This is a genomic window from Streptomyces hokutonensis (assembly GCF_042751305.1).
Taxonomy (GTDB): domain Bacteria; phylum Actinomycetota; class Actinomycetes; order Streptomycetales; family Streptomycetaceae; genus Streptomyces; species Streptomyces hokutonensis_A.
Map to the genome: position 1 here is coordinate 237902 of NZ_JBHYWD010000001.1, position 22727 is coordinate 260628.

Sequence of the window (22727 nt, forward strand, 5' to 3'; positions counted from 1 at the left end):
GCGGAACGCTCACGCTCCGTGCCATACCGTGGTGATGTTGCAGAACTCCCGGATTCCGTGCCCCGACAGCTCCCGCCCGTACCCGGACCGTTTCACCCCGCCGAACGGGAACGCCGGATGCGACGCGGTCATCCCGTTGACGAACACCCCACCGGCCTCCAGATCCCGTACGAACCGGTCGACCTCGGCCTCGTCCCGCGTCCACACGTTGGAACTCAGCCCGAACGGCGTGTCGTTGGCGACGAGGACGGCCTCGTCGAGGTCGGCGACGCGGTACAGCGTGGCGACGGGCCCGAAGGTCTCCTCGCGGTGGATGCGCATCTCGCGGGTGATGTCGGCGAGGACGGTCGGCGGGTAGTACCAGCCGTCCCCGTCGGGCCGCTCACCGCCGCACAGCACGGTCGCGCCGCTCTCCACGGCGTCGTCGACGAGTTCCTCCAGATCACTGCGGCCCTGTTCGCTCGCGAGCGGTCCGACCTCGGTCTCCTCCGCGAGTGGATCACCGACAGTGAGCGCCTTCATGCCGGCCACGAACCGCTCGGCGAACGCGTCGAAGACGTCCGTGTGCACGATGAACCGCTTGGCGGCGATGCACGACTGCCCGTTGTTCTGCACCCTGGCCGTCACCGCGGTCTTCGCGGCCCGGTCGATGTCGGCGGACGGCATGACGACGTACGGGTCGCTGCCGCCCAGTTCCAGCAACGTCTTCTTGACCATGTCCCCGGCGACGGACGCGACCGCCCGCCCTGCGGGTTCGCTGCCGGTGAGGGTGGCGGCCTTGACGCGCTCGTCGCGGAGGATCTCCTCGATCGCGCCGGAGCCGACCAGGAGGGTCTGGAAGGCGCCCTCGGGGAAGCCCGCGCGGTGGAACAGGTCCTCCAGGTAGAGGGCGGTCTGCGGGACGTTCGAGGCGTGCTTGAGGAGGCCGACGTTGCCCGCCATCAGTGCGGGCGCGGCGAAGCGGACGACCTGCCACAGCGGGAAGTTCCACGGCATCACCGCGAGCACCGGGCCGAGCGGCCGGTAGCGCACCAGGGCCCGGGAGGCGCCGGAGTCCTTGACGTCCGCCGCGTCGGGCTCCTCGTCGGCGAGGAGACCCTCGGCGTGGTCGGCGTACCAGCGCATCGACTTCGCGCACTTGGCGGCCTCCGCGCGGGCCTGCTTGACCGGCTTGCCCATTTCGGTGGTCATGATCCGGCCGATGTCCTGCTGGTCCTCGTCGAGCAGGTCGGCGGCCCGGTGCATGAGCCGGGCGCGCTCGGCGAAGGAGGACGTCCGGTAGGTGCGGAACGTGGCCTCCGCGAGCTGGAGCCGGCGTTCGATCTCCTCGTCACCCATGGCCTCGTACGTCTTGAGTGTCTCGCCGTTGGCCGGGTTGACCGTCGCGATGGGCATGGCTGACCTCCTGGAGCGGGCTGTGCCTCGACCTTCCCGCGTGGTGGGGACGGCCGCAACGCGTGCGGGCTTGCTCAGTCCGAGTGCTCCGCCAGCCGGTCGAGAAACGTGGCCTGCGCCTTGACGACGACGGCCCGCGCCCGTTCGAGGCCCATCCACTCGACCCGGTCCAGCTCGGGGAACTCCTGGACCTGCCCGGACTTCGGCGGCCACTCCATCCGGAAGGTGCCAGGCACCATGGCCGCCGGGTCGAGATCGGCCTCGATCGCCCACGCGGTGACGACCTTCCCATTGGTCTGCCGCACCTCGCCCAGCTCGATCGCCTCACCCTCGGGCGGCGCGAGCCCCAGCTCCTCCTGGAACTCGCGCCGGGCCGCGTCCCAGGCGGTCTCGTCGGGCTCGTACTCACCCTTGGGCACACTCCACGCCCCCGCGTCCCGTCGCGCGAAGAACGGGCCGCCCATATGCCCGAGCAACACCTCGAGCCCGTGATCGGTGTGCCGGAACAACAGCAGCCCGGCACTGCGCTTCCCACTCACGGCTTCACCTCCGGATGCGCGGCCAACAACGTCTCCACCGTGTCCGCCTCCTCCGGCCGCTTGTCCTCGCGATAGCGCACGACCCGAGCGAACCGGAGCGTGACACCGGCCGGGTACCGCGTGGACTTCTGCAGTCCGTCGTACGCGATCTCTACGACGAGTTCGGGCCGTACGGTCACCACGTGGCCGTCGCTCTGCACGGCCAGCTCCTGGAGGCGCTCGGTCTGCCAGGTCAGCACGGCGTCGGTCATGCCCTTGAAGGTCTTGCCGAGCATCGCGAAGGAGCCGTCGGGGTTGCGGGCGCCCAGGTGGAGGTTGGAGAGCTTGCCGGTGCGGCGGCCGTGGCCCCACTCGGCGGCCAGCACGACCAGGTCGAGGGTGTGGACGGGTTTCACCTTCAGCCAGGAAGCGCCCCGGCGGCCCGCGCTGTAGGGGGCGTCGAGGCCCTTGACGACGACTCCCTCGTGGCCGCGCTTCAGGGTCTCGGCGAGGAAGGCCTCCGCCGCGGGGATGTCCTCCGGGCCGGACACGAGCGTGCGGCGGACGCGCATCGGTTCCGGCACCAACTGGGCCAGTTCCGCGTGCCGTTCGGCGAAGGGGAGATCCAGCAGGTCGCGGCCGTCGACGGACAGGGCGTCGAAGAACACGGGGGACACGGGGACCGTCTCGGCGGCCGTGGCCACGTCCACCCGGGAGCCGACCCGGCCCGCCGTCTCCTGGAAGGAACGGGGCCGTCCGTCCTCGTCGAAGGAGATGACCTCACCGTCCAGGATGAACCGCTCGCCTCTCAACTCCAGGGCCGCGGCGGTGAGTTCGGGGAGGCGGTCGGTGATGTCGTCCAGAGTGCGGGTGTAGAGCCGTACGACCTCGCCGTCGCGGTGGACCTGGACGCGGATGCCGTCGAGCTTCTCCTCGACCGCGCACTCGCCCAGCTTCTCGACCGCCTCGGCGACCGAGGAGGCGGTGTGCGCGAGCATCGGCAGGACCGGGCGGCCCACGGTCAGCCGGAAGCGGTCGAGGGAGGCGGGGCCCTCGGTGAGCAGGGCCTCCGCCACCGTCTGGAGCGAACCGGCCAGCATGACCGCGCGCCGCACATCCGCCGGAGGTGTGCCGGTCGCTTCCGCCAGGCCCTCCACCGCGACCGCGTCCAGCGCGCCCTGCCGGACCTCGCCGGTGATCAGACCGAACAGGAAGCGCTGCTCGTCGGCGGTGGCCGCGCCCATCAACTCGCCCACCAGGCGCGCCCGTTCGGCCTGCGAACCGGCGCCCGACACCTTGCCGAGAGCGGAGAGGCGGGCGTCCACCTCGCGCACGGTCAGGGTGGGTTCCGTGGCCGGTGCGACCTGCCGGCTGAGCACCTTCCAGCCGACGCCGAGCCGGCCCTGTGGCAGGCGGCCCGCCAGATACGGGATGACGATCGGGACGTCGTCCGCCTCCGCGTCCCGGAAGAGCTCCGCGAGCAGAGCGATCTTCCGGGACCGCGCCGAGGTGGCGGCGACCTCCTGGGACACATGCGCGAGCCGGGTCAGCAGCATGCAGCCATCGTGCAACGGAGGCGGGCGGTCTACACCCGGACGGACGTGTCGAGGTCGGTCATGAGCAGCTCCCCGTTGATCGTGGCGCCCGCGCGGTAGCCGGCGGAGGCCGCGTTCACGACCTGTTCGCCGAAGCCCGTCGCGTTGCCGACCGCCCACACCCCGGGCACGGTCGTCAGGCCCGTCGGGTCGACCACGGGGTACGCCCCGAACGGGGTCTCCTGCATTTCGGCGCCCAGCTTCTCCAGGAGGCCGGTCCCCGGGATCGGGCGGGGTGCGACGAACACGGCCTCGCGGGGGTGCGTGGTGCCGTCTGCCAGGCGTACACCGGTGAGTCTGTCGTCCTCGACGACGAGCTCCGCGACCTCGCCGGGGACTACGGCGACCCCGGCGGCGGCCAGTCTGCGCAGGTCGTCGTCCGTCAGCTCGGAGTCGGCGACGGTGTGCAGGAACAGGGTCACGTCCTTGGACCACTGCGAGACCATGAGCGCCTGGTGCACGCTCATCGGTGTCGTGGCGAGCACGCCGAAGGCCTGGTCGCGGACCTCCCAGCCGTGGCAGTACGGGCAGTGGATCACGTCCCGGCCGAAGCGCTCGGCGACTCCGGGGACGGCCGGCAGCTCGTCCTTGAGACCGGTGGCGATGACGATCCGCCGGGCGCGGACGGTCTCCCCGCCGGCCAGCGTGACCGCGAAGCCGCTGGTCACGTCGACGACCCGGTCCCGGATCAGCTCGACGCCGTAGCGCGCGATCTCCTCGCGGCCCAGGGCCAGGAACTCGGCGGGGGACATGCCGTCCCGGGTCAGATAGCCCTGCATGTGCGCGGCGGGCGCGTTGCGCGGCTCGCCCGCGTCGACGACCAGCGTGCGGCGCCGGGCCCGGCCCAGGACCAGCGCGGCGGAGAGCCCGGCCGCTCCTCCGCCGATGACGACCACTTCGTATGTGTCGGTCACGGTGACCACCTCCACTCAGAAGGTCGCCCCGATCCGACCGTATTGACAAACATGTTTGCCGAAACTGCAATATCGGTCATGAGCGACGACACGGACGAGGTCCTGGCGGAGGTCGGCCCGCGACTGCGGCGGCTCCGGAAGGAGCGGGGCGCGACCCTCGCCGGACTCTCGGAGACGACCGGCATCTCGGTGAGCACCCTGTCCCGGCTGGAGTCCGGGCTCCGCAAGCCCAGCCTGGAACTGCTGCTGCCGATCGCGCGGGCCCACCAGGTGCCGCTGGACCAACTGGTCGGGACACCGCCGGTGAGCGACCCCCGGGTGCGGTCCGAGCCACTCCAGCGGCACGGCCGCACCTACTGGCCGCTGACTCGCCGGCCGGGCGGACTCCAGGCCTTCAAGGTGCTGGTACCCCAGCGACAGGAGGAACCCGACCTGCGGACGCACGAGGGCTACGAGTGGCTGTACGTGATGTCCGGACGGCTGCGGTTCGTGCTGGCCGAGCACGATGTCGTGCTGGCGACCGGGGAGGTCGTCGAGTTCGACACGAGGGTGCCGCACTGGTTCGGGTCTACGGGGGAGGGGCCGGCGGAGTTCCTGAGCCTGTTCGGGCCGCAGGGGGAGCGGATGCATGTGCGGGCCAGGCCGAAGCGCAGCCAGTAGAAGAGGCCGGCCGCTGGAGCGCCCCTTTAGGGGCGCGGGGCTGTATCGATATGCGGCTCCGCCGTGTGGGCGCGGCCAGCCCCCACCGACCCGCAGCGAACCACAACCCGTGACGAACCCGACGGTTCCAGATCCGCAAGCGACCGCTTAGTATGCGACCGAGCCCGGTAAGACAGAGCAGTCCGTGGAGGCCCCGCATGCAGGCATGGCAAGTGCACCAGAACGGCGAGCCGAGTGAGGCGATGCGCCTGGAGGAGGTGCAGCAGCCGACGCCCGGCGACGGCCAGGTCCTGCTGAAGGTGCGTGCCGCGAACATCAACTTCCCGGATGTGCTGATGTGCCGCGGCCACTACCAGGTCAGGCCGCCGCTGCCGTTCACGCCGGGCGTGGAGATCTGCGGCGAGACCGAGGACGGCCGCCGCGTGATCGCCAACCCCGCGCTGCCGTACGGCGGTTTCGCCGAGTACGCCGTCGCGGACGCCGCCGGACTGCTGCCCGCGCCCGACTCGCTGGACGACGCGGAGACGGCCGCGCTCCACATCGGCTACCAGACGGGCTGGTTCGGCCTGCACCGGCGCGCCCACCTGGAGGCCGGCGAGACCCTGCTCGTGCACGCCGCCGCCGGCGGGGTCGGCAGCGCCGCCGTGCAGCTCGGCAAGGCGGCCGGTGCCACCGTCATCGGTGTCGTCGGCGGTGCCGACAAGGCAGTCGTGGCACGGGAGTTGGGCTGCGACGTCGTGATCGACCGGCGGACCGAGGACGTCGTCGCGGCCGTCAAGGAGGCCACCGGCGGACGCGGTGCCGACGTGATCTACGACCCGGTCGGCGGCGACGCCTACACCCAGTCCACGAAGGTCGTCGCCTTCGAGGGCCGGATCGTGGTCGTGGGCTTCGCGAGCGGCACGATCCCGAGCCCGTCGCTCAACCACGCCCTGGTGAAGAACTACTCGATCCTGGGCCTGCATTGGGGCCTGTACGCCACCAAGAACCCGAAGCTGATCCTCCACTGCCACGAGCAGCTCACCGACCTGGCCGCCCGGGGTGTCATCAAGCCCCTGGTGAGCGAGCGCGTGCCGCTGAGCGGCGCCGCGGCCGCCGTGCAGCGGGTCGCGGACGGTGTCACGACCGGCCGGGTCACCATCCTGCCGTCGCTGGAGAACGGAGCCGCCGCATGAGTGAAAAGACCCCGGACGCAGCCGAACTCAGGCGTCGCACCGCCGAGTTGCTGACCGCGCACCCGCCCCTGGAGACCGACCGCCTCGACTTCCTGAAAGCCCGCTTCGACGCGGGACTGGCCTGGGTCCACTACCCCGAGGGCCTCGGCGGCCTCGGTGCCCCGCGCGCCCTCCAGGCCGTCGTGGACGCCGAGTTGGAGGCCGCGGGCGCCCCCGACAACGACCCGCGCCGAATCGGCATCGGCCTCGGCATGGCCGCCCCGACGATCCTCAAATACGGCACGGAGGAACAGAAGCAGCAGTTCCTACGGCCTCTCTGGGTCGGCGAGGAGGTCTGGTGCCAGCTGTTCAGCGAACCGGGCGCCGGGTCAGACCTGGCCGCGCTCGGCACGCGGGCCGTCCGTGAGGACGGGGGCCCCTCCCGCTCGAGCGAAGCCGAGAGTGGGGGAAGCTGGATCGTCAACGGGCAGAAGGTGTGGACGTCCAGCGCCCACCTCGCCCGCTGGGCCATCCTCATCGCGCGCACCGACCCGGACGTGCCCAAGCACGCGGGCATCACCTACTTCGTCTGCGACATGACCGACCCCGGCGTCGACGTCCGGCCGCTGCGCCAGATCACCGGCGAGGCCGAGTTCAACGAGGTCTTCCTCACCGACGTCCGCATCCCCGACGCCCACCGCCTCGGCGAGGTCGGCGACGGCTGGCGGGTCGCGCAGACCACGCTGATGAACGAGCGCGTCTCCATCGGCGGCATGCGCATCCCCCGCGAGGGCGGCATGATCGGCCCGATCAGCCAAACCTGGCGAGAGCGCCCGGAGTTGCGCACCCACGACCTCCACCAGCGCCTCCTCAAGCTCTGGGTCGAGGCCGAGGTCGCCCGGCTCTCCGGCGAGCGGCTGCGCCAGCAACTCGTGGCGGGCCAGCCCGGTCACGAGGGCTCCGGCATGAAGCTCTCCTTCGCCCGCCTCAACCAGGAGATCAGCGGCCTGGAGGTCGAACTCCGGGGCGAGGAAGGCCTGTTGTACGACGACTGGACCATGCGCCGGCCTGAACTGGTGGACTTCACCGGCCGCGACGCCGGTTACCGCTACCTCCGCTCCAAGGGCAACAGCATCGAGGGCGGGACCAGCGAGGTCCTGCTGAACATCGTCGCCGAACGCGTCCTGGGCCTCCCGGCCGAGCCGCGCACCGACAAGAACGTCGCCTGGAAGGACCTGGCCCGATGACCGATCTTCTCTACTCGGAGGAGGAAGAGGCGCTGCGCGCCGTCGTCCGGGACCTGCTCACCGACCACTGCGACGCGGCGGGCGTCATCGCCCGCACCGAGTCGGACGCCCCGCACGACCTGTCCCTCTGGAAGTCCCTCGCCGAGGGCATGGGCCTTGCCGGACTCCTGGTGCCCGAGGCACAGGGCGGCCAGGGTGCCACTCACCGCGAAGTCGCCGTCGTACTGGAGGAGTTGGGCCGCGCGGTCGCCCCCGTCCCGTACCTCACGAGCGCGGTCGTCGCCACCGAGGCACTGCTGGAGTGCGGGGCCGAGGACCTCCTCGCCGAGCTGGCGTCCGGTCGCAGGATCGGTGTTCTCGCCGTCTCCCTGAGCGTCGCTCCGGGCGCCGCCCACAAGGCCGTACGGCTCGAAAACGGCACCCTGCACGGGGAGTTGACCGGGATCGCGGATGCTGCCGCCGCCGATGTGCTGCTGGTGCCGGGCGAGGACGGCGGGCTGTACGCCGTCGAGGCGGGCGCCGTGACCGTCGTACCGCAGGTGTCCCTGGACCTGACCCGGCCGCTGGCGCGCGTGGTGCTCGACGGGGCGGCGGGACGCCGGATCGGTGACGCGGGGCCTGCCGTGCGGCGTGCGCTGCGGGCCGGGGCCGGGCTGCTGGCGTCCGAGCAACTGGGCGTCGCCGACTGGACGTTGACGGAGACGGTCCGGTACCTCAAGGAGCGCAAGCAGTTCAACCGGCCGGTCGGCGGGTTCCAGGCGCTGAAGCACCGGCTCGCGCAGCTGTGGCTGGAGGTCGTCAGCCTGCGGGCCGCCGCACGGAACGCGGCCGACGCGCTCACGACCGGTGACGACACCGACGTGGCGGTCGCTGTCGCGCAGGCCTACGCGGCGTCCGTCGCCGTCCACGCGGCCGAGGAGGCCGTGCAGTTGCACGGCGGTATCGGTATGACGTGGGAGCATCCCGCCCACCTCTGTCTGAAGCGGGCCAAGGCCGACTCGATCGCGTACGGCACGGCGGGCGCCCATCGCGAGGCACTGGCGGAACTGGTCGATCTGCGCGCCCCCTGACCACCGGCCGACCGTCCGGTGAAGCCCGTCCCACCTGGGGCGGGCTTTTCCGTGCGCCCCCGCCGAAGGAGTGAACAAGCAAGGACGGTCCGGCCAACTCCTGGCATGTACAGGTTCGTTGGGGGCCGTACAGCCCCATACTCCCTGTGGTTCGAACCCGCCCCACAGGGAGGAACACCATGGCCCTCATCACCCGTCGCAGAGCCCTCACCGCGTTCGGCGCCACCCTCGCGGTCGTGCTCGCCCCGCCCGCCGGCAGCGCGTTCGCCGCCGAACAGGGGCACCGCCGACGCCCGTTGTGGCGCGCCCACGCCCACAACGACTACGAGCACCCCCGGCCCCTCTTCGACGCCCTCGACCACCGTTTCGGCAGCGTCGAGGCCGACATCTTCCTCGTCGGCGACCAACTCCTCATCGGACACGACGCCTCCGAACTCGACCCGAGCCGCACCCTCGAATCCCTCTACCTCGACCCGCTCTCCGCCCTCGTGAAGGCCAACCACGGCTCCGTGTACCGGGGTTGGCGCAAGCCGCTGCAGCTCCTGATCGACATCAAGACCGAGGGCTCCTCGACGTACCTCGAACTCGACCGTCATCTCCTGCGCTACAAGCACCTGTTCACCACCTACGCCCACGGACGCGTCCACCAGGGCGCGGTCACCAACGTCATCTCCGGCGACCGCGCGGCCCGCATCCCCATGGAGGCGCAGACCGTGCGCCGCGCCTTCTACGACGGCCGGCTCACCGACCTCGGCAGCTCGGCGCCCGCCTCCTTCATCTCGCTCATCAGCGACAACTGGCAGAACAACTTCACCTGGCTCGGCGACGGCGTCTTCCCGGACGCCGAGCGGCAGAAGCTGCGGGACATCGTGGCGCAGGCGCACAAGGCCGGGCAGACCGTACGGTTCTGGAACACCCCGGACCTGGCGGGCCCCGCCCGTGAAGCGCTGTGGGAGGAGCTGTTCGCCGCCGGTGTGGACTTCCTCAACACCGACGACCTCGCAGGACTGGAAGCCTTCCTGGACGCCCACCGCACGGCGTGACACCAATGTGGTCACGTGACATGGGGTGACACCACACGTTCGGGGGACACGTCGGTAGCCCGGATGAACCCTCCGCTACGCCACACTTGCGGCCGAACGCCGCGAACCAGACACGTCGGCGTGGCGGAGGAGGGTGACGATGGCCATTTCCATCTCTGTGGTGCTGCTGCTCCTGATCCTTGCGGTGATCTTCATGCGCAGCGGCGGGCTGAAGCTCTCCCATGCGCTGGTCTGCGCACTGCTCGGGTTCTTCATGGCCAGTACCAGCATGGCGCCCACGATCCACAGCGGCCTCACGGCCACCGCGGATCTGGTGAGCGGACTCCATCCATGAGGTGAGGTCAGCGGGTTGAGAAGACCCCGACGCCGTTCGGTACGGGCCGCTCGGCGCCTCCGCTGGGGTGGTTCCGTACCGTGACGGCGCTCGCGCCGGGTGCGCGGGCGACCAGCGTCGTCGAGCCGCCGCCGTCCAGACTGAAGGCGTCGACCGAGCCCAACTTCCGCATCTCGGCGGCGACTTCGGCGATCGTCAGACCGCTGCGGTAGGCGACCGCGCCGTCCGTCGCGAACAGCAGCAGACGGTGGCCGTTCTGCGCGATCCCCACGGCGGTGCGCACGGCCGAGGTCGCGTTGTCGAGGCCGGCCAGCGGCTGCCCGCCCCGCAGGACCGGGTAGCCGCCCAGGGCGAAGCGGTACGGAACCCCGGACCTCGACGCCACCAGCCGGTGCAGCACCTGCACCCGCTCACCGACCGACAGCTTCCGCAGCCGCTGCGCACCCGCCTCACGGCCGACGAGGACCGTGGTGCCCGCGGCGATGGCGCCACTGCCGGTAGTGTTGGACGCCGACACGACCCGCGCGTGGCGAATGGTGACTTCGTAGGTGTCCGTGCTGCACGCGGCGGCCCGGTTCGTGTCCGTGCCACATGTGGCACGCACCCGGGAGACGCTGCCCCACTGTGTGGTGAACGCACCGATGGAGTTCACCGGCAGCGCGTACTGATTGAACCCGCCGAGCGGAATCCGGCCCTGCGGGGTATCGACCGTCCCCTTGAGGGTGAGGCTGTCCAGCCGGGCCACGCGGTCGATACCCACGCCGAGCACGTTCCGCGTGTTCGTGCCGGGCGGCAGCGCGGGCCCGAAACGCTGGCCGTCCGGTACCGCCCCCTTGAGCGCGACACCGCTCGCGATGGCCGGTCCGTCGGTGGAACCCGTGGCCACGACGCCCGGGTGCTGGGTCTCGGTGATGTTGAAGAAGTCGCCGTTGACGCCCGCGACGGCGCCCGCCGAGTCGGCCAGCTCGGAGACCGGCTCCCGGGCCGCCACCGCGCCCGGGTACAGCAGGTTGACCCGCACATGGGCGTTGCGCAGATCCACCACGACCACATGGGCGTGGGTCACACCCCTGGCGGCCGTGATGTCGAACTGCCGGTAGGTGACGCCCGGCGCGAGCCGCACGCTGCCCGGCACGGCGCCGGCCGGTGCCGCCCCCACCAGGGCCGCACCGGCCAGCGCACCGAATGCCGCGAGAAACGCGAGTGCCGACTTGCCCGTTCTTAAGCGTTCGGCTCTGAAACGTGCTGCTCCGGAACGCTCCTGACGGTGCGTCACAGTGCCCCCTGATGTCTCGTCAACTCCTCCAGGACTCAGGGGAAGTGCATCAGAAGACGATGACCGGCGGGGCTCCTAGGCGCCGACTACACGGGAACGGGTGAGAAAACGCACCCCCTCGGGTGCTTCCAGCGAGAAACCGCTGCCGCGACCCGCTACGACGTCCACGATCAGCCGCGTGTGGCTCCAGACCTCGTACTGGCTGCGCGAGATCCAGAACGTCACGGGCTCCGGCACGCCCTCGACCTCCAACTCGGCGAGCAGCACGTCCGAGCCGCCCGTGCGGAACTCGCCCTCCGGGTAGCACATCGGCGCACTGCCGTCGCAGCAACCGCCCGACTGATGGAACATCAGGGGGCCGTGCTGTGCGTGCAGTTGGCGCAGCAGGTCCTCCGCGGCGGGGGTGAGTTCGACGCGCGGGGTGTTGTCGTCCATGTCTGCCGTCCCGAGGAAGCCGGATGCGATGGACCCATCGCAGCACCCGCAAGGTTGCGAGAGGGTTGCGTGTCCGTTCGGCTCGTCCACTCGGCGCGGAGCGCGGTCGCAGTGCGGACGGTCCGGGCCGGCGACGCGCTGCTCGCCCCCGCCATCACCCGCCGCCTGGTCGAGCGATTCGCCCGCCGCGGTACGGAACGACCGTCCCTGCACCGCGCCTTGGCCGCCCTCAGCCTCCGCGCCCGCGCCCGGGCAGTCGTCGTCGCCTACGAGACGGGCCTCGTCAGCCCCGGGTCGTACGACAACGGTGACGGCACGGAGCCGCGCGGTGCGTAGGCGCTGTCACCGCGCGTCGCGGAGCCGAAGGAGGTATGTGGCGGTCAGCGCGACGGCGCGGTCCTCGTCCCGTGACAGTTCTACGAGGGCGCGTGATGCCGTCGGTCCCGGAATGTCCGCGAGTGCCTGGGTCAGCCGTCCGCGGGCGGGTGCCCGGGTGGTGTCGTCGGCGAGGCGGTCGACGAGTCTGTTCGCGATCTGATCCGCTGTCGCGGTGTCGGTCGCCAGCACGCTCAGCGCATCGGCCGCGTCGGTGTCGTTCCGTCCCTCCACGATCATGTCGACGAGCGCGGGGGCCGCGGCGGTCACACCACGTGTACCGAGCGCCAGGGCCGCATACCCACGGACGACTGCGTCGGGGTTCGCGAGGGCGTCCCGCAGCCGCGCGGCGGCTTCATCGCCGGGCAGTTCGACGAGGACTTGGACGGCACGTTCCCGTACCGCGGCCACCGGTGAGGTGAGGGCCTCCGCCAGCAGTGCCGGGACGCCGCCGTCCTCCGATCGCGCGAGCGCCCAGCGCAGGGCACCCGCGACGTTCGGCTCCGTCTCGCCGAGTGCCGCCTCGACCAGAGCCTCCACCGGCACCTCGTCGCCCGAGGAGAGGACCGCGCGCTGACGCGCGTCGGCGCTCTTCGAGCCCAGTGCCTGGAGGAGCGCGACGATCTGGAGCACGTCCTCCCAGCCGACGGGGTCCGCGGCACGGATCCGGCCGAGCCGCGTGAGCAGCTCGGTCTCGGCCGCGATGCGGTCGCGCGTCTGCCGGACGAGGTCGCCGACGAGCGCCGAGGGCGTGAAACCGGGGTCGTCGAGCGCGCGCCCGATCTCACGCAGCGACAGGCCCAGCGACCGTAGGCTCTCGATGTGGAAGATCCGACGGATGTCCTCCGCGGAGTACTCCCGATATCCGGATCCCGTACGACCCGAAGGCCGCACCAGGCCGAGGGATTCGTAGTGCCGGAGCATGCGGGCACTGACCCCGGACCGTTTCGCCACCTCACCGATCAGCACGGTTCTCATCGTCCGCCTTGGGCGCCCCGGTGAGGGCCACGACGCGCTTGGCCTCCCCGATCGCCGACTCGAACCCGGCGTCCGGGTCGCGCAGCAGCCTTTGCGTGGCGAGCGCGTGCGCACGTACACGCGGGTCGGAGACCCTTGTCGCGGCGTGCAGAGCCGGCACGATCACCTCACCCAGCGCGACCAGCGCCTGGCTCAGACTCGACTGCGTCTCCCGCTCTCCGCGCCCGAGCTGTGTCGCCAGCACCGTGGCCAGGGCGGACTCCTCACCGCCCGGCACCAGCACTACCGCGGCCCGCCAGGCGCTCCTCGCCACCTCGTCGTCGGCGTCTGACAACAGCGCCCGGGTGATCGCCGGCCAGGCCTGCCGGTCCCCGATCTTGGACAGCGTGTGCAGCGCCTGACTGCGCGCCTGCGCACGCTCCGAGCGCACTGCGCTGAACAGCGCGGGGAGCGTCAGGGACACCGGATGACGGGTGAGCGCCCAGGTCAGCATGTCCCGGACGAAGAACTCGGGCTCGACCGCGCACCGCTCGACAAGTTTGCCGACGAAGCACGGATCAGGCACCGTCCCGACCGCCAGCGCCGCCCGCAGCCGCACCGACGAACTCGTGTCCTCCATCGCCTGGAGCGCACGCATCGCATCCGTGTTCTGCCTCGGCATGGTCATGGGGACCACCTCCTTGGGCAGCAGTGAAGACCTTGTCACCGTGTCAAGGTCAAACGGCCTCCGCGCGTCGACGCAGGACCGCGGCCACGGTGGCCGTCTTCGCCGGCGGAGAAGACGGCCAGGTCGGGACAGCCGTGGGACCTACGCACAGGGCTTACGTGCGCACCGCGGTGGCGGTTACGTCATCGGTCGGTGGACAGAGCGAGGAGGTCCGCGAACAGCCCCCCTCCGGCGGCGAGTTGGTCGTAGGGGCCCTGTTCGGTGATTCGGCCGTGGTCCATGACGAGGATCCGGTCGGCGATCTTGGTGTTGACGAGTTGGTGGGTCACCACGATCGTGATGCAGTCGCCGGAGAGGGCCTTGATCTTTCGCAGGATGGTGTGTTCGCCTCGGGCGTCCATCTCCGAGGTCGGCTCGTCGAGGATCAGCAGTCCGGCTCTGCGGTAGAGGGCGCGTGCGCAGGCCAGGCGCTGCCACTGGCCGCCGGAGAATTCGCTGCCGCCCCAGACGTCCCGGGCGAGCAACGTGTCGAGTCCGGCCGGGAGTTGGTGGACGGCCTCGGTCAGGCCGACCGCGTCGATCGCCTCCCACACCAGGGCATCGCCGTCCTCGCGCGGCTGGCCGAGGGTGACGTTGTCCCGTACCGACAGCGGCCACTGCGCGAAGGACTGGGGCACAAGACCGGACCGGACCCACAGGCTGTCGGGGTCGAGACGGGTGACGTCCTCGCCGTTCCAGGAGACCGTGCCCTTGTCGGCCAGGAAGATGCCGGCGAGCAGCCGGACCAGGGTGGACTTCCCGGACCCGTTCTCACCCACCAGCGCGAGGATCTCCCCCCGGCGCACGGTCAGTGAAACTCCGGCGACGGCCGGGGCCTCCTTGCCCGGATACCGGTACGCCGCCTCCTCCATCCGGATCTCCGTGACCGGCCCGGTCACCGGCAACTCGCCGCGTTTGGGCGCGTGTTGGTCGGCGTAGTCCAGGAAGGAGTCCATGTCGGCGAGGTAGAGCGAGGTGTGGAACATGGCCGCGCCGTAGATGACGACCTGGGAGAGCGCCCCGAGGGTGGTCTGCACGGCGACGACCGCGGTCCCGGCGATCGCCGGCTCGATCCTCCCGGTGCTCACCAGCCACGCCAGCGTCGCCCAGGTCGCGACGAGGAAGATCCCGCCGATCGCCGAACTCGTCAGCACGATCCTCAGCATCCGGGGAGCGGCGGTCAGGGTGCGGGCGTCGATGCGCTCGGAGATCGTCCGGTACCAGAAGTTGAGGTAGCCGGTCATGGTGTTGGCGCGGATCTCGTCGGTGAACTTCGCGCTGGTGGCCCAACCCCGCAGGTTCTGGCGGACGTTGCGGTCGCCGACGTTCGCGTAGTGCGTCTCGTAGGTGACCCGGGCGTGCAGCACGGCACCGACGCCGGCGGGGACCACGGCGAGCAGCAGCAGAGGCAGCAACAGGGGGTGCAGCACCGTCAGTACCCCGCTCGCGGTGACCATCCGGATGACGGCGGCGGTGAGACGGGTGGCGTCCTGGACCATGAAGTGGCTGCGGACCACACCCATCTCCGCGGCCTCCTGCCGGTCCGCGCACCCGTCCTCGGCGCGCGCGGCGGCCTCGATCCGGCACACCGCCGCCACCAGGGAGCTGTCCGCCTCCGTGGTCAGCACCGGTGTGATCCGCCCGTCGGCGTACGACGACAGCGCGGTCGCCGTCCTGCTGACGATCGCGGCCACGGTGATGACGAGGAGGGCGGGCAGCGCTTGGTGGAGGCGGTCGGGCACCGGGCCGCTGCCGAAGACCGCGCGCATCGCGTGCGCGGTGGCCGTCAGCTGGACCGCGGCGCCGGCGCCGACGGCCAACTGGCAGCCGGCCAGCAGCAGTACGGCCCGCCGGTCGATCGCCCAGGCCATCCGCGCCGTCCGCGACAGCACCGACGGCAGCCGCCGCACCATCGCCGCGAACGCGGCCTCCTCCAGCGGGTTCTTGCTGTACTTGCCGCCGTAGCGCAGCTCGGCGGGCGGCGGCGGAGCGACCCGCCCAGCCCCCACGGGCACCGTCGGCCGGGACGCGGCGCTCATTGGACCGCTCCCAGTGCCTCGGCCGGGCAGCACACGGATGCCCGGCTCGACGGGACGGAGTTCAGGCCGGGCCTCACACGCCCACCTCGCTCTTGAGCCGGTCCAGTACCGTCCGGGCCGCCGCCCGGTCTCCATAAGTACTGTCCGCCAGCGCCCGCACCGCGTGCAGCCCCGTCAGACAGCGCAGTGCCTGTTGCTCCTCGGCGCCCAGCGCGCGGCCGTAGCCGTCGAAGAACGCGGCGCGCACCAGCGGCCGTTCGGCCCACAGCCCATGGGCGAGGTGGACGAAGTCGACGACGACCGGGGCGAAACGCGCCCGGTCGAAGTCCTGGAGCGTCGGCCGCGCGCCGCCGGACCAGCGGAGGCCTGCTTCGATGCCGCCCCCGTGGACGAAGCCCAGGGGCAACCGGTCCAGGACACGCAGATGGTCGGCGAGCGCGATGACGAACTTCCGTTCCGCCGACGACAGTTGGTCACCGGCCGCGTCGGCATCGCGTACGGCCGCGTCGGCGAGACGGGACACGAACGCGGATGCCTCACGGCGCGCGGTGGGGGTGGGCCGTCCGGCCTGGTGCAGTTCGGCGACGAGCGCTCCGGCTCGCCAGTGGACCGTCTGCAGCGCGTTCTCCGACAGCCACGCCTGCGACAGGGGTGCGCCGGGCAGGGCGGTCAGGATCATGGCCAGGTGCCGGGCCGAAGTGGCCACCAGGCACGGCGCGTTGCCGGGACCGAGGGCGGGTACGGCGTGCCGGTAGGCGAACGTCTCCCGGGTGAAGGCCTCCGGCGACGGCGCGGTCTTGAGGTGGAGCTGGGCGTTGTCCGACCCGCGGACCACATGCCATACGGCTGCGGGCGACGAGCCGTTCGGGAGACGGCGTACGGCGGTGAGCGGGCCCAGGGTCTTCTCGACCCAGGAACGGAGCGGCGCCGCAAGGGAGTTCTGGTCGGTCATGCCCCCCACCTCGGTGTCGGACGTGACATATCCGCGGCGGGCGATACAGCGGCACGGGCACCGAACGCCGTAACGGCGGCACCGGCACCGAGCGTCGTACGGGGACCGGCAGCCGCCCGAGTGGCCTCGGGCCGTCCGGGGACGGGATGGGCGCAGACGACGGGGGTGGGGTTCATGGTTCCTCCAGCGATCGGTCAGGCGGGCGAACGAAACGTGGACCGGTGGCGGTGCGCACGGCGACCACCGGCATGCGTCACCAACAGGGCCGCGTGCAGGCCGGGTTGGGGACGACTGATGATGACCGGGACAACGAGTCCGCCGCTGGTTTCGAACACGCGTGTTTGAGTCGCTTCCTCGCCGCGTGGTTGCGGGGTGCCCCGGTCGGCCGCCCCCGAATTGCGGGGCGCACGGGGGTGCCGGACGTGGCCGAATCGCCGCGATGCTCGAAGACTCGACGAACCCGCCAGGTGCACAGGCAGGTGCCTGCGACGCCTCGTCGTCGATGTCGCACGCGTGGGAGGCGGTCGGTCGCGCGGCTTCGAGCAGACCATGATCGAGCAGGTCGCCAAGGCCGCGGGGATGTCCCGGGCGATGTTCTTCCACTGCTTCCCCACCAAAGAAGGCCGGAGGACGAGCGGGCTCCCGTGTGCCGCCCGCGTCGGCCCCGACACGCTCGATCACCGGTAACAACCCGGAAACCTGACCCTTGCAAGTTGCGTTGCTCGCAACCTGGTGCGTATGGCGATACCCGTATTAGCATGCCTCGCGTATCTACGGCGCGAGCGAGACGAGAGATCATGGCTCCCCTGCAATACGACTTCGTCATCGTCGGCGGTGGATCCGCCGGCAGCGCACTGGCGAACCGGCTCTCCGCGGACCCGGGTAACCAGGTGCTCGTCCTGGAGGCCGGCCGGCCCGACTACCCGTGGGACGTCTTCATCCACATGCCCGCCGCGCTGACCTACCCGATCGGCAGCCGGTTCTACGACTGGAAGTACGAGTCGGAACCCGAGCCGCACATGGGCAACCGGCGCGTCTACCACGCGCGCGGCAAGGTGCTGGGCGGTTCCAGCAGCATCAACGGCATGATCTTCCAGCGCGGAAACCCCATGGACTACGAGCGCTGGGCCGCCGACGCCGGCATGGAGAGCTGGGACTACGCGCACTGTCTGCCGTACTTCAAGCGGATGGAGAACTGCCTCGCGGCCGAACCCGACGACGAGTTCCGAGGCCACGACGGCCCCCTCGTCCTCGAACGCGGGCCCGCCACCAACCCGTTGTTCGGCGCCTTCCTCAAGGCCGTTCAGGAAGCGGGCTATCCGCGCACCGACGACGTCAACGGCTACCAGCAGGAGGGCTTCGCGCCCTTCGACCGCAACGTCAGCCGGGGCCGCCGACTCTCCGCCTCCAAGGCGTACTTGAAGCCCGTACGCAAGCGGCCCAACCTCACCGTCACCACCCGCGCGATGGTCAACCGCGTCCTCTTCGAGGGCAAGAAGGCCGTCGGCGTCGAGTACCGGCATCGCGGCAAGACCCACCAGGTGCGCGCCCGCGAGGTCATCCTCTGCGGCGGCGCGATCAACTCCCCGCAGCTGCTTCAGCTTTCGGGCGTCGGGAACGCGGAGGAGCTGAGCGCGCTCGGCATCGACGTCGTCCACGACCTGCCCGGCGTCGGCGAGAACATGCAGGACCACCTGGAGGTGTACATCCAGTACGCCTGCAAGCAACCCGTCTCCATGCAGCCGTACATGGCGAAGTGGCGCGCCCCCTTCATCGGCCTGCAGTGGCTCTTCCGCAAGGGCCCCGCCGCAACGAACCACTTCGAGGCCGGCGGCTTCGCCCGCAGCAACGAGGACGTCGACTACCCCAACCTGATGTTCCACTTCCTGCCGATCGCGGTCCGCTACGACGGCTCCTCGCCGGCCGGCGGCCACGGCTACCAGGTGCACGTCGGGCCCATGTACTCCGACGCCATCGGCTCGGTGAAGATCAAGAGCAAGGATCCGCTGGAGCACCCGGCGCTGCGCTTCAACTACCTGTCCACGGAACAGGACCGCCGTGAATGGGTCGAGTCCATTCGGGTCGCCCGCAAGCTCCTCAACCAGCCCGCGCTGGCCCCGTACAACGACGGCGAGATCTCGCCCGGCCCGTCCGTCGAGACCGACGAGGAGATCCTCGCCTGGGTCGCCAAGGAGGGCGAGACCGCCCTGCACCCCTCCTGCACCTGCAAGATGGGCACCGACGAGATGTCCGTCGTCGATCCAACCAGCATGCGCGTGCACGGAGTTGAGGGGCTGCGGGTCGTCGACGCGTCGGTCATGCCGTACGTCACCAACGGCAACATCTACGCGCCCGTCATGATGATCGCCGAGAAGGCGGCCGACCTGATCCTGGGGAAGGAGCCGCTGGCTCCCTCCAAGGCCGTGTACTACCGCCACCGCGACGCCCAGAAGCAGGCCGGGTAGGCCGGGTTGGGCGGCGACGGTCTCAAGGCGCTGCTGTCGAGCGTCCGTTACGAGGTGCTGCCCGCGAAGGCGACCGAGGAGAAGGTCCTCGCCCATGTACCGCGCGATGTCGTCGTCACCGTGACGGCGTCGCCGGTCAAGGGACTGGAACCGACCCTCGACCTCGTCGGACGGCTCGCGGCACACGGTTACCGCGTGGTGCCGCACGTGCCCGCGCGGCTGCTGCGGGACGACGCGCACCTCAAGGACGTCGTCGACCGGCTCCAACAGGCCGGAGTCGACGACGTGTTCGTCCCGGCCGGCGACGCCGATCCACCCGCCGGGGTCTACGACGGGGCGCTGCCGGTGCTGCGCCGGCTCGGCGAACTGGGCGGCCCGTTCGCCCGCGTCGGCATCACCGGCTATCCCGAGAGCCACCCCCTCATCCACGACGACCTCACCATCCAGGCCATGTGGGACAAGCGCGCGCACGCCACGTACATCGTGAGCAACCTGTGCTTCGACGCGCGCGTGCTGGGGGAGTGGGTCGGCCGGATCAGACGCCGTGACGTCGCCCTGCCCCTGTACGTGGGCGTTGCGGGACCGGTCCAGCGCACGAAGCTGCTGGCCATGGCGACGAAGATCGGCGTGGGGGAGTCGACGCGCTTCCTCACGAAGCACGCGTCCTGGTTCCTGCGGTTCGCGGCGCCCGGAGGTTACTCGCCCGACCGGCTGCTCGCCCGGAGCGCGGAGGCGCTGACCGCTCCCGCGGCGAGGGTGGCGGGGCTGCACGTGTTTACCTTCAACCAGCTCGCGGAGACGGAGAGGTGGCGCCGGGCTGCGTTGGAGCGGTTGGGAGGTTAGCGGCTGGGGGCTGCGCCCCCAGCCCCCGTCGGCCCGGGAAGGGGCCTCGTTCTCAAACGCCGGACGGGCTGGATATTGCCGGCCTGTGCATCAAGGATCGCCGCAGCGCTTCAAGGACGGCTCCCGAAAGCCGTATACAGCGCTCGCCCCTACCGGAACACCACCGTCCGATTCCCGTCCACCATCACCCGGCTCTCGCTGTGCCACTTCACCGCGTGCGCCAGCACCTGCGCCTCCACATCCCGCCCCACCGTCACCAGCTCCTCCGCGTCGAGCGAGTGGTCGACGCGGACCACGTCCTGGTCGATGATCTGGCCCTCGTCCAGCTCCGGCGTCACATAGTGCGCGGTCGCGCCCACGAGCTTCACCCCGCGGTCGTACGCCTGCTGGTAGGGGCGGGCGCCCTTGAAGCTGGGGAGGAAGGAGTGGTGGATGTTGATGGCGCGGCCCTCCAGCTCCTTGCACAGGTCGTCGGAGAGGACCTGCATGTAGCGGGCCAGCACCACCAGGTCGATGTCCAGCTCGCGCACCAGTTCCAGAAGACGCGCCTCGGCCTCGGCCTTCGTGTCCCTCGTGACCGGGATGTGGTGGAAGGGAATGCCGTAGGTGTCCGCGAGGCCCTCGAAGTCCCGGTGGTTGGAGACGATCGCCGGGATCTCGATGTTGAGGGCGCCGGTGCGCTTGCGGAAGAGCAGGTCGTTCAGGCAGTGGCCGAATTTGGACACCATGATCAGGGTCCTGGTCGGCGTCGAGGCGTCCCGGAGGGTCCAGGAGATGCGATATGCCTCGGCGACCGGACCGAATCGGTAACGCAGTGTTTTCAGGTCGGCGTTTGGATCGGAAACGTCGAAGTGGACCCTCATGAAGAAGCGGCCCTTGAGCCGATCATCGAATTGCCGGCTCTCCAGGATGTTGCCGGAGTTCCGGACGAGGAAGCCGCTCACGGCGTGGACCAGTCCGGTGGTGTCCGGGCAGGAGAGGGTGAGGACGAATTCGCGGCCAGGGTGCGGTCGAGGGGACATGGGCGGCCTCCGTCGGTGCGTGTTGCGCAACATGGTGAGCGATACGCAACATGGTTGGGCCGGGCGCGGCTCGCGGTCAAGAGGCGGCCGGGTAATGGGCCGCATGGCGAAATCGTCATCTGCCAACCCCTTGACGTATGTCTGCACATTCGCCAGGGTGTTCCACCACAAGCAATACGGTGCACAATGCGCAACGGAATTCGCTCGAAGGGCTCCACACGTGGCAGACCTGTATGTGGACGGAGAATGGCGCGACGCGGTGGCCGGCGGTCACCGTGAGATCCGCTGTCCCGCCGACGGCGCGCTCACCGCGACCGTGTCCGAGGGAACGCGCCCCGACACCGAGGCCGCGATCGCCGCCGCCCGCCGTGCCTTCGACGAGGGACCCTGGCCGCGCACCCCCGAGCGTGAGCGCGCCGCGCTCCTGCTGCGCACCGCCGACATCCTCGAGCGCGACGCCAAGGAGTTCGCCCGCGCCGAGTCGCTGGACACCGGCAAGCGGCTGGTGGAGAGCGAGTACGACATCGCCGACGTCGTCTCCTGCTTCCGCTACTACGGCGGGATCGGAGGCACCGACGCCGGACGGGTCATCGACACCGGACGCGACGACGCCGTAAGTCGGGTCGTCTACGAGCCCGTCGGTGTGTGCGGGCTCATCACCCCTTGGAACTACCCTCTGCTGCAAGCCAGTTGGAAGGTCGCCCCGGCGCTCCTCGCCGGCAACACGATCGTCCTCAAGCCCAGTGAGCTCACCCCCTCCACCTCCATCCTGCTGATGAAGGCGCTGGAGGAGGCGGGGTTGCCGGCCGGTGCCGCCAACCTCGTCCTCGGGACCGGGCCCGAGGTGGGCGCACCGCTCTCCGAGGACCCCGCCGTCGACATGGTGTCCTTCACCGGGGGGCTGGAGACCGGCAAACGCATCATGGCCACCGCCGCCGCGACCGTGAAGAAGGTCGCGCTGGAGCTGGGCGGTAAAAACCCCAACGTCGTCTTCGCCGACGCCGACTTCGAGACGGCCGTGGACTTCGCGCTCACGGCCGTCTTCCTCCACTCCGGCCAAGTCTGCTCCGCCGGCGCCCGGTTGATCGTCGAGGACTCGCTGCACGACCGGTTCGTGGACGAACTCGTGCGCCGCGCGCGGCAGATCAGGCTCGGCGGACCCTTCGACCCCGAGGCCGAGACCGGCGCGCTGATCTCCGCACAGCACCGCGAGAAGGTCGAGGCGTATGTCGCGGCCGGTATCGCGGAGGGTGCCGTACTGCGCTGCGGTGGCGAGCGCCCGACCGAACTCGCCCTAGCCGACGGCCACTTCTACCCGCCGACCGTCCTCGACGCGTGCACGCAGGACATGCGGGTGGTGCACGAGGAGTCCTTTGGACCGGTCCTGACCGTCGAGCGCTTCACCGACGAGGACGACGCCGTCCGCATCGCCAACGACACCGAGTACGGACTTGCCGGCGCCGTCTGGACCCAGGACGCGGGCAAGGCCCAGCGGGTCGCCCGGCGGCTGCGGCACGGCACGGTGTGGATCAACGACTACCACCCCTATGTGCCGCAGGCGGAATGGGGTGGCTTCGGACACTCGGGCGTGGGCCGGGAGTTGGGACCGACCGGCCTGAACGAGTACCGAGAGCCCAAGCACATCTGGCAGAACATCCAACCCCGGCCGCAGCACTGGTTCCGCGGCTGAACGCCGAAAAGAGGTC

At 70.6% G+C, this 22727-nt stretch carries 21 protein-coding genes and 1 pseudogene; 11 read left to right on the forward strand and 11 right to left on the reverse strand.

All coding sequences use genetic code 11. From position 1 onward, the window contains the following. Positions 1–9 precede the first annotated feature (9 nt). The 4 genes from ACFXC1_RS01055 to ACFXC1_RS01070 all read right to left on the reverse strand — a co-directional run bounded on the left by ACFXC1_RS01055 (position 10) and on the right by ACFXC1_RS01070 (position 4422). Positions 10–1395, reverse strand: a complete 1386-nt coding sequence (locus ACFXC1_RS01055; RefSeq protein ID WP_381237046.1) for an NADP-dependent succinic semialdehyde dehydrogenase — start codon at positions 1393–1395, stop codon at positions 10–12. A gap of 74 nt (positions 1396–1469) precedes the next feature. After that, positions 1470–1934, reverse strand: a complete 465-nt coding sequence (locus tag ACFXC1_RS01060) for an NUDIX hydrolase (protein WP_381237048.1) — start codon at positions 1932–1934, stop codon at positions 1470–1472. Continuing rightward, entirely contained in the window at positions 1931–3469 is a 1539-nt protein-coding gene (locus ACFXC1_RS01065; protein WP_381237050.1) for an ATP-dependent DNA ligase, read from the reverse strand. The genes ACFXC1_RS01060 and ACFXC1_RS01065 overlap by 4 nt, the downstream gene beginning before the upstream one ends. Positions 3470–3498: 29 nt before the next feature. Beyond that, positions 3499–4422, reverse strand: coding sequence for an NAD(P)/FAD-dependent oxidoreductase (locus ACFXC1_RS01070; protein ID WP_381237053.1), 924 nt, complete (start codon positions 4420–4422; stop codon positions 3499–3501). A 78-nt stretch (positions 4423–4500) separates the two neighbouring features. Here ACFXC1_RS01070 and ACFXC1_RS01075 point away from each other — a divergent pair, with 78 nt between their 5' ends. The 6 genes from ACFXC1_RS01075 to ACFXC1_RS01100 all read left to right on the forward strand — a co-directional run bounded on the left by ACFXC1_RS01075 (position 4501) and on the right by ACFXC1_RS01100 (position 9930). Then, entirely contained in the window at positions 4501–5082 is a 582-nt protein-coding gene (locus ACFXC1_RS01075) for a helix-turn-helix domain-containing protein (RefSeq protein ID WP_381237056.1), read from the forward strand. A gap of 197 nt (positions 5083–5279) precedes the next feature. Then, positions 5280–6257, forward strand: coding sequence for an NADPH:quinone oxidoreductase family protein (locus ACFXC1_RS01080; protein WP_381237058.1), 978 nt, complete (start codon positions 5280–5282; stop codon positions 6255–6257). Beyond that, positions 6254–7483 carry an acyl-CoA dehydrogenase family protein gene (locus ACFXC1_RS01085; RefSeq protein WP_381237061.1) on the forward strand — a complete coding sequence of 410 codons (1230 nt, stop codon included), beginning with the start codon at positions 6254–6256 and terminating at the stop codon, positions 7481–7483. The genes ACFXC1_RS01080 and ACFXC1_RS01085 overlap by 4 nt, the downstream gene beginning before the upstream one ends. Beyond that, on the forward strand, positions 7480–8553 hold the full coding sequence (locus tag ACFXC1_RS01090) for an acyl-CoA dehydrogenase family protein (protein ID WP_381237063.1): 1074 nt from the start codon (positions 7480–7482) through the stop codon (positions 8551–8553). Before ACFXC1_RS01085 ends, ACFXC1_RS01090 begins: the two co-directional genes overlap by 4 nt. Before the next feature lie 179 nt (positions 8554–8732). Next, a complete protein-coding gene (locus ACFXC1_RS01095; RefSeq protein ID WP_381237065.1) occupies positions 8733–9596 on the forward strand; it encodes a phosphatidylinositol-specific phospholipase C/glycerophosphodiester phosphodiesterase family protein in 864 nt (287 codons plus the stop codon). 139 nt (positions 9597–9735) lie between these two features. Further along, the gene (locus ACFXC1_RS01100; protein ID WP_026150825.1) at positions 9736–9930 is read left to right on the forward strand and encodes a hypothetical protein; all 195 of its coding nucleotides are present in this window, start codon (positions 9736–9738) and stop codon (positions 9928–9930) included. A gap of 7 nt (positions 9931–9937) precedes the next feature. Here ACFXC1_RS01100 and ACFXC1_RS01105 read toward each other — a convergent pair whose 3' ends face one another. Together ACFXC1_RS01105 and ACFXC1_RS01110 are read right to left on the reverse strand one after the other, a co-directional pair. Continuing rightward, positions 9938–11089, reverse strand: a complete 1152-nt coding sequence (locus ACFXC1_RS01105; RefSeq protein ID WP_381239380.1) for a phosphodiester glycosidase family protein — start codon at positions 11087–11089, stop codon at positions 9938–9940. 192 nt (positions 11090–11281) lie between these two features. After that, positions 11282–11641 carry a DUF779 domain-containing protein gene (locus ACFXC1_RS01110; RefSeq protein WP_362983051.1) on the reverse strand — a complete coding sequence of 120 codons (360 nt, stop codon included), beginning with the start codon at positions 11639–11641 and terminating at the stop codon, positions 11282–11284. Between the two features lie 108 nt (positions 11642–11749). Here ACFXC1_RS01110 and ACFXC1_RS01115 point away from each other — a divergent pair. Next, positions 11750–11977, forward strand: a pseudogene (locus tag ACFXC1_RS01115) (DNA-binding response regulator); the annotation flags it as partial. Positions 11978–11983: 6 nt separating this feature from the next. Here the strand turns inward: ACFXC1_RS01115 and ACFXC1_RS01120 are convergent. From ACFXC1_RS01120 to ACFXC1_RS01135, 4 genes are all read right to left on the reverse strand, one after another. Continuing rightward, positions 11984–12985, reverse strand: a complete 1002-nt coding sequence (locus ACFXC1_RS01120) for a MerR family transcriptional regulator (RefSeq protein ID WP_381237070.1) — start codon at positions 12983–12985, stop codon at positions 11984–11986. Further along, the gene (locus tag ACFXC1_RS01125) at positions 12972–13661 is read right to left on the reverse strand and encodes a HEAT repeat domain-containing protein (protein ID WP_381237072.1); all 690 of its coding nucleotides are present in this window, start codon (positions 13659–13661) and stop codon (positions 12972–12974) included. Before ACFXC1_RS01125 ends, ACFXC1_RS01120 begins: the two co-directional genes overlap by 14 nt. Before the next feature lie 182 nt (positions 13662–13843). Beyond that, positions 13844–15739, reverse strand: coding sequence for an ATP-binding cassette domain-containing protein (locus ACFXC1_RS01130; RefSeq protein WP_381237074.1), 1896 nt, complete (start codon positions 15737–15739; stop codon positions 13844–13846). 73 nt (positions 15740–15812) lie between these two features. Next, positions 15813–16691, reverse strand: a complete 879-nt coding sequence (locus tag ACFXC1_RS01135; protein WP_381237077.1) for a phosphotransferase — start codon at positions 16689–16691, stop codon at positions 15813–15815. Between the two features lie 513 nt (positions 16692–17204). On the opposite strand from ACFXC1_RS01135, the gene ACFXC1_RS01140 reads away from it, so the two are divergent. From ACFXC1_RS01140 to ACFXC1_RS01150, 3 genes are all read left to right on the forward strand, one after another. After that, positions 17205–17378, forward strand: a complete 174-nt coding sequence (locus ACFXC1_RS01140; RefSeq protein WP_381237080.1) for a TetR/AcrR family transcriptional regulator — start codon at positions 17205–17207, stop codon at positions 17376–17378. A gap of 110 nt (positions 17379–17488) precedes the next feature. After that, the gene (gene betA, locus ACFXC1_RS01145; RefSeq protein ID WP_381237083.1) at positions 17489–19156 is read left to right on the forward strand and encodes a choline dehydrogenase; all 1668 of its coding nucleotides are present in this window, start codon (positions 17489–17491) and stop codon (positions 19154–19156) included. A 6-nt stretch (positions 19157–19162) separates the two neighbouring features. Next, on the forward strand, positions 19163–19999 hold the full coding sequence (locus ACFXC1_RS01150) for a methylenetetrahydrofolate reductase (RefSeq protein WP_381237085.1): 837 nt from the start codon (positions 19163–19165) through the stop codon (positions 19997–19999). A 149-nt stretch (positions 20000–20148) separates the two neighbouring features. Here ACFXC1_RS01150 and purU read toward each other — a convergent pair whose 3' ends face one another. Continuing rightward, positions 20149–21021, reverse strand: coding sequence for a formyltetrahydrofolate deformylase (purU, locus tag ACFXC1_RS01155; RefSeq protein WP_019070886.1), 873 nt, complete (start codon positions 21019–21021; stop codon positions 20149–20151). A gap of 220 nt (positions 21022–21241) precedes the next feature. On the opposite strand from purU, the gene ACFXC1_RS01160 reads away from it, so the two are divergent. Beyond that, entirely contained in the window at positions 21242–22711 is a 1470-nt protein-coding gene (locus ACFXC1_RS01160; protein ID WP_381237088.1) for an aldehyde dehydrogenase family protein, read from the forward strand. The last annotated feature ends 16 nt before the right edge of the window (positions 22712–22727 follow it).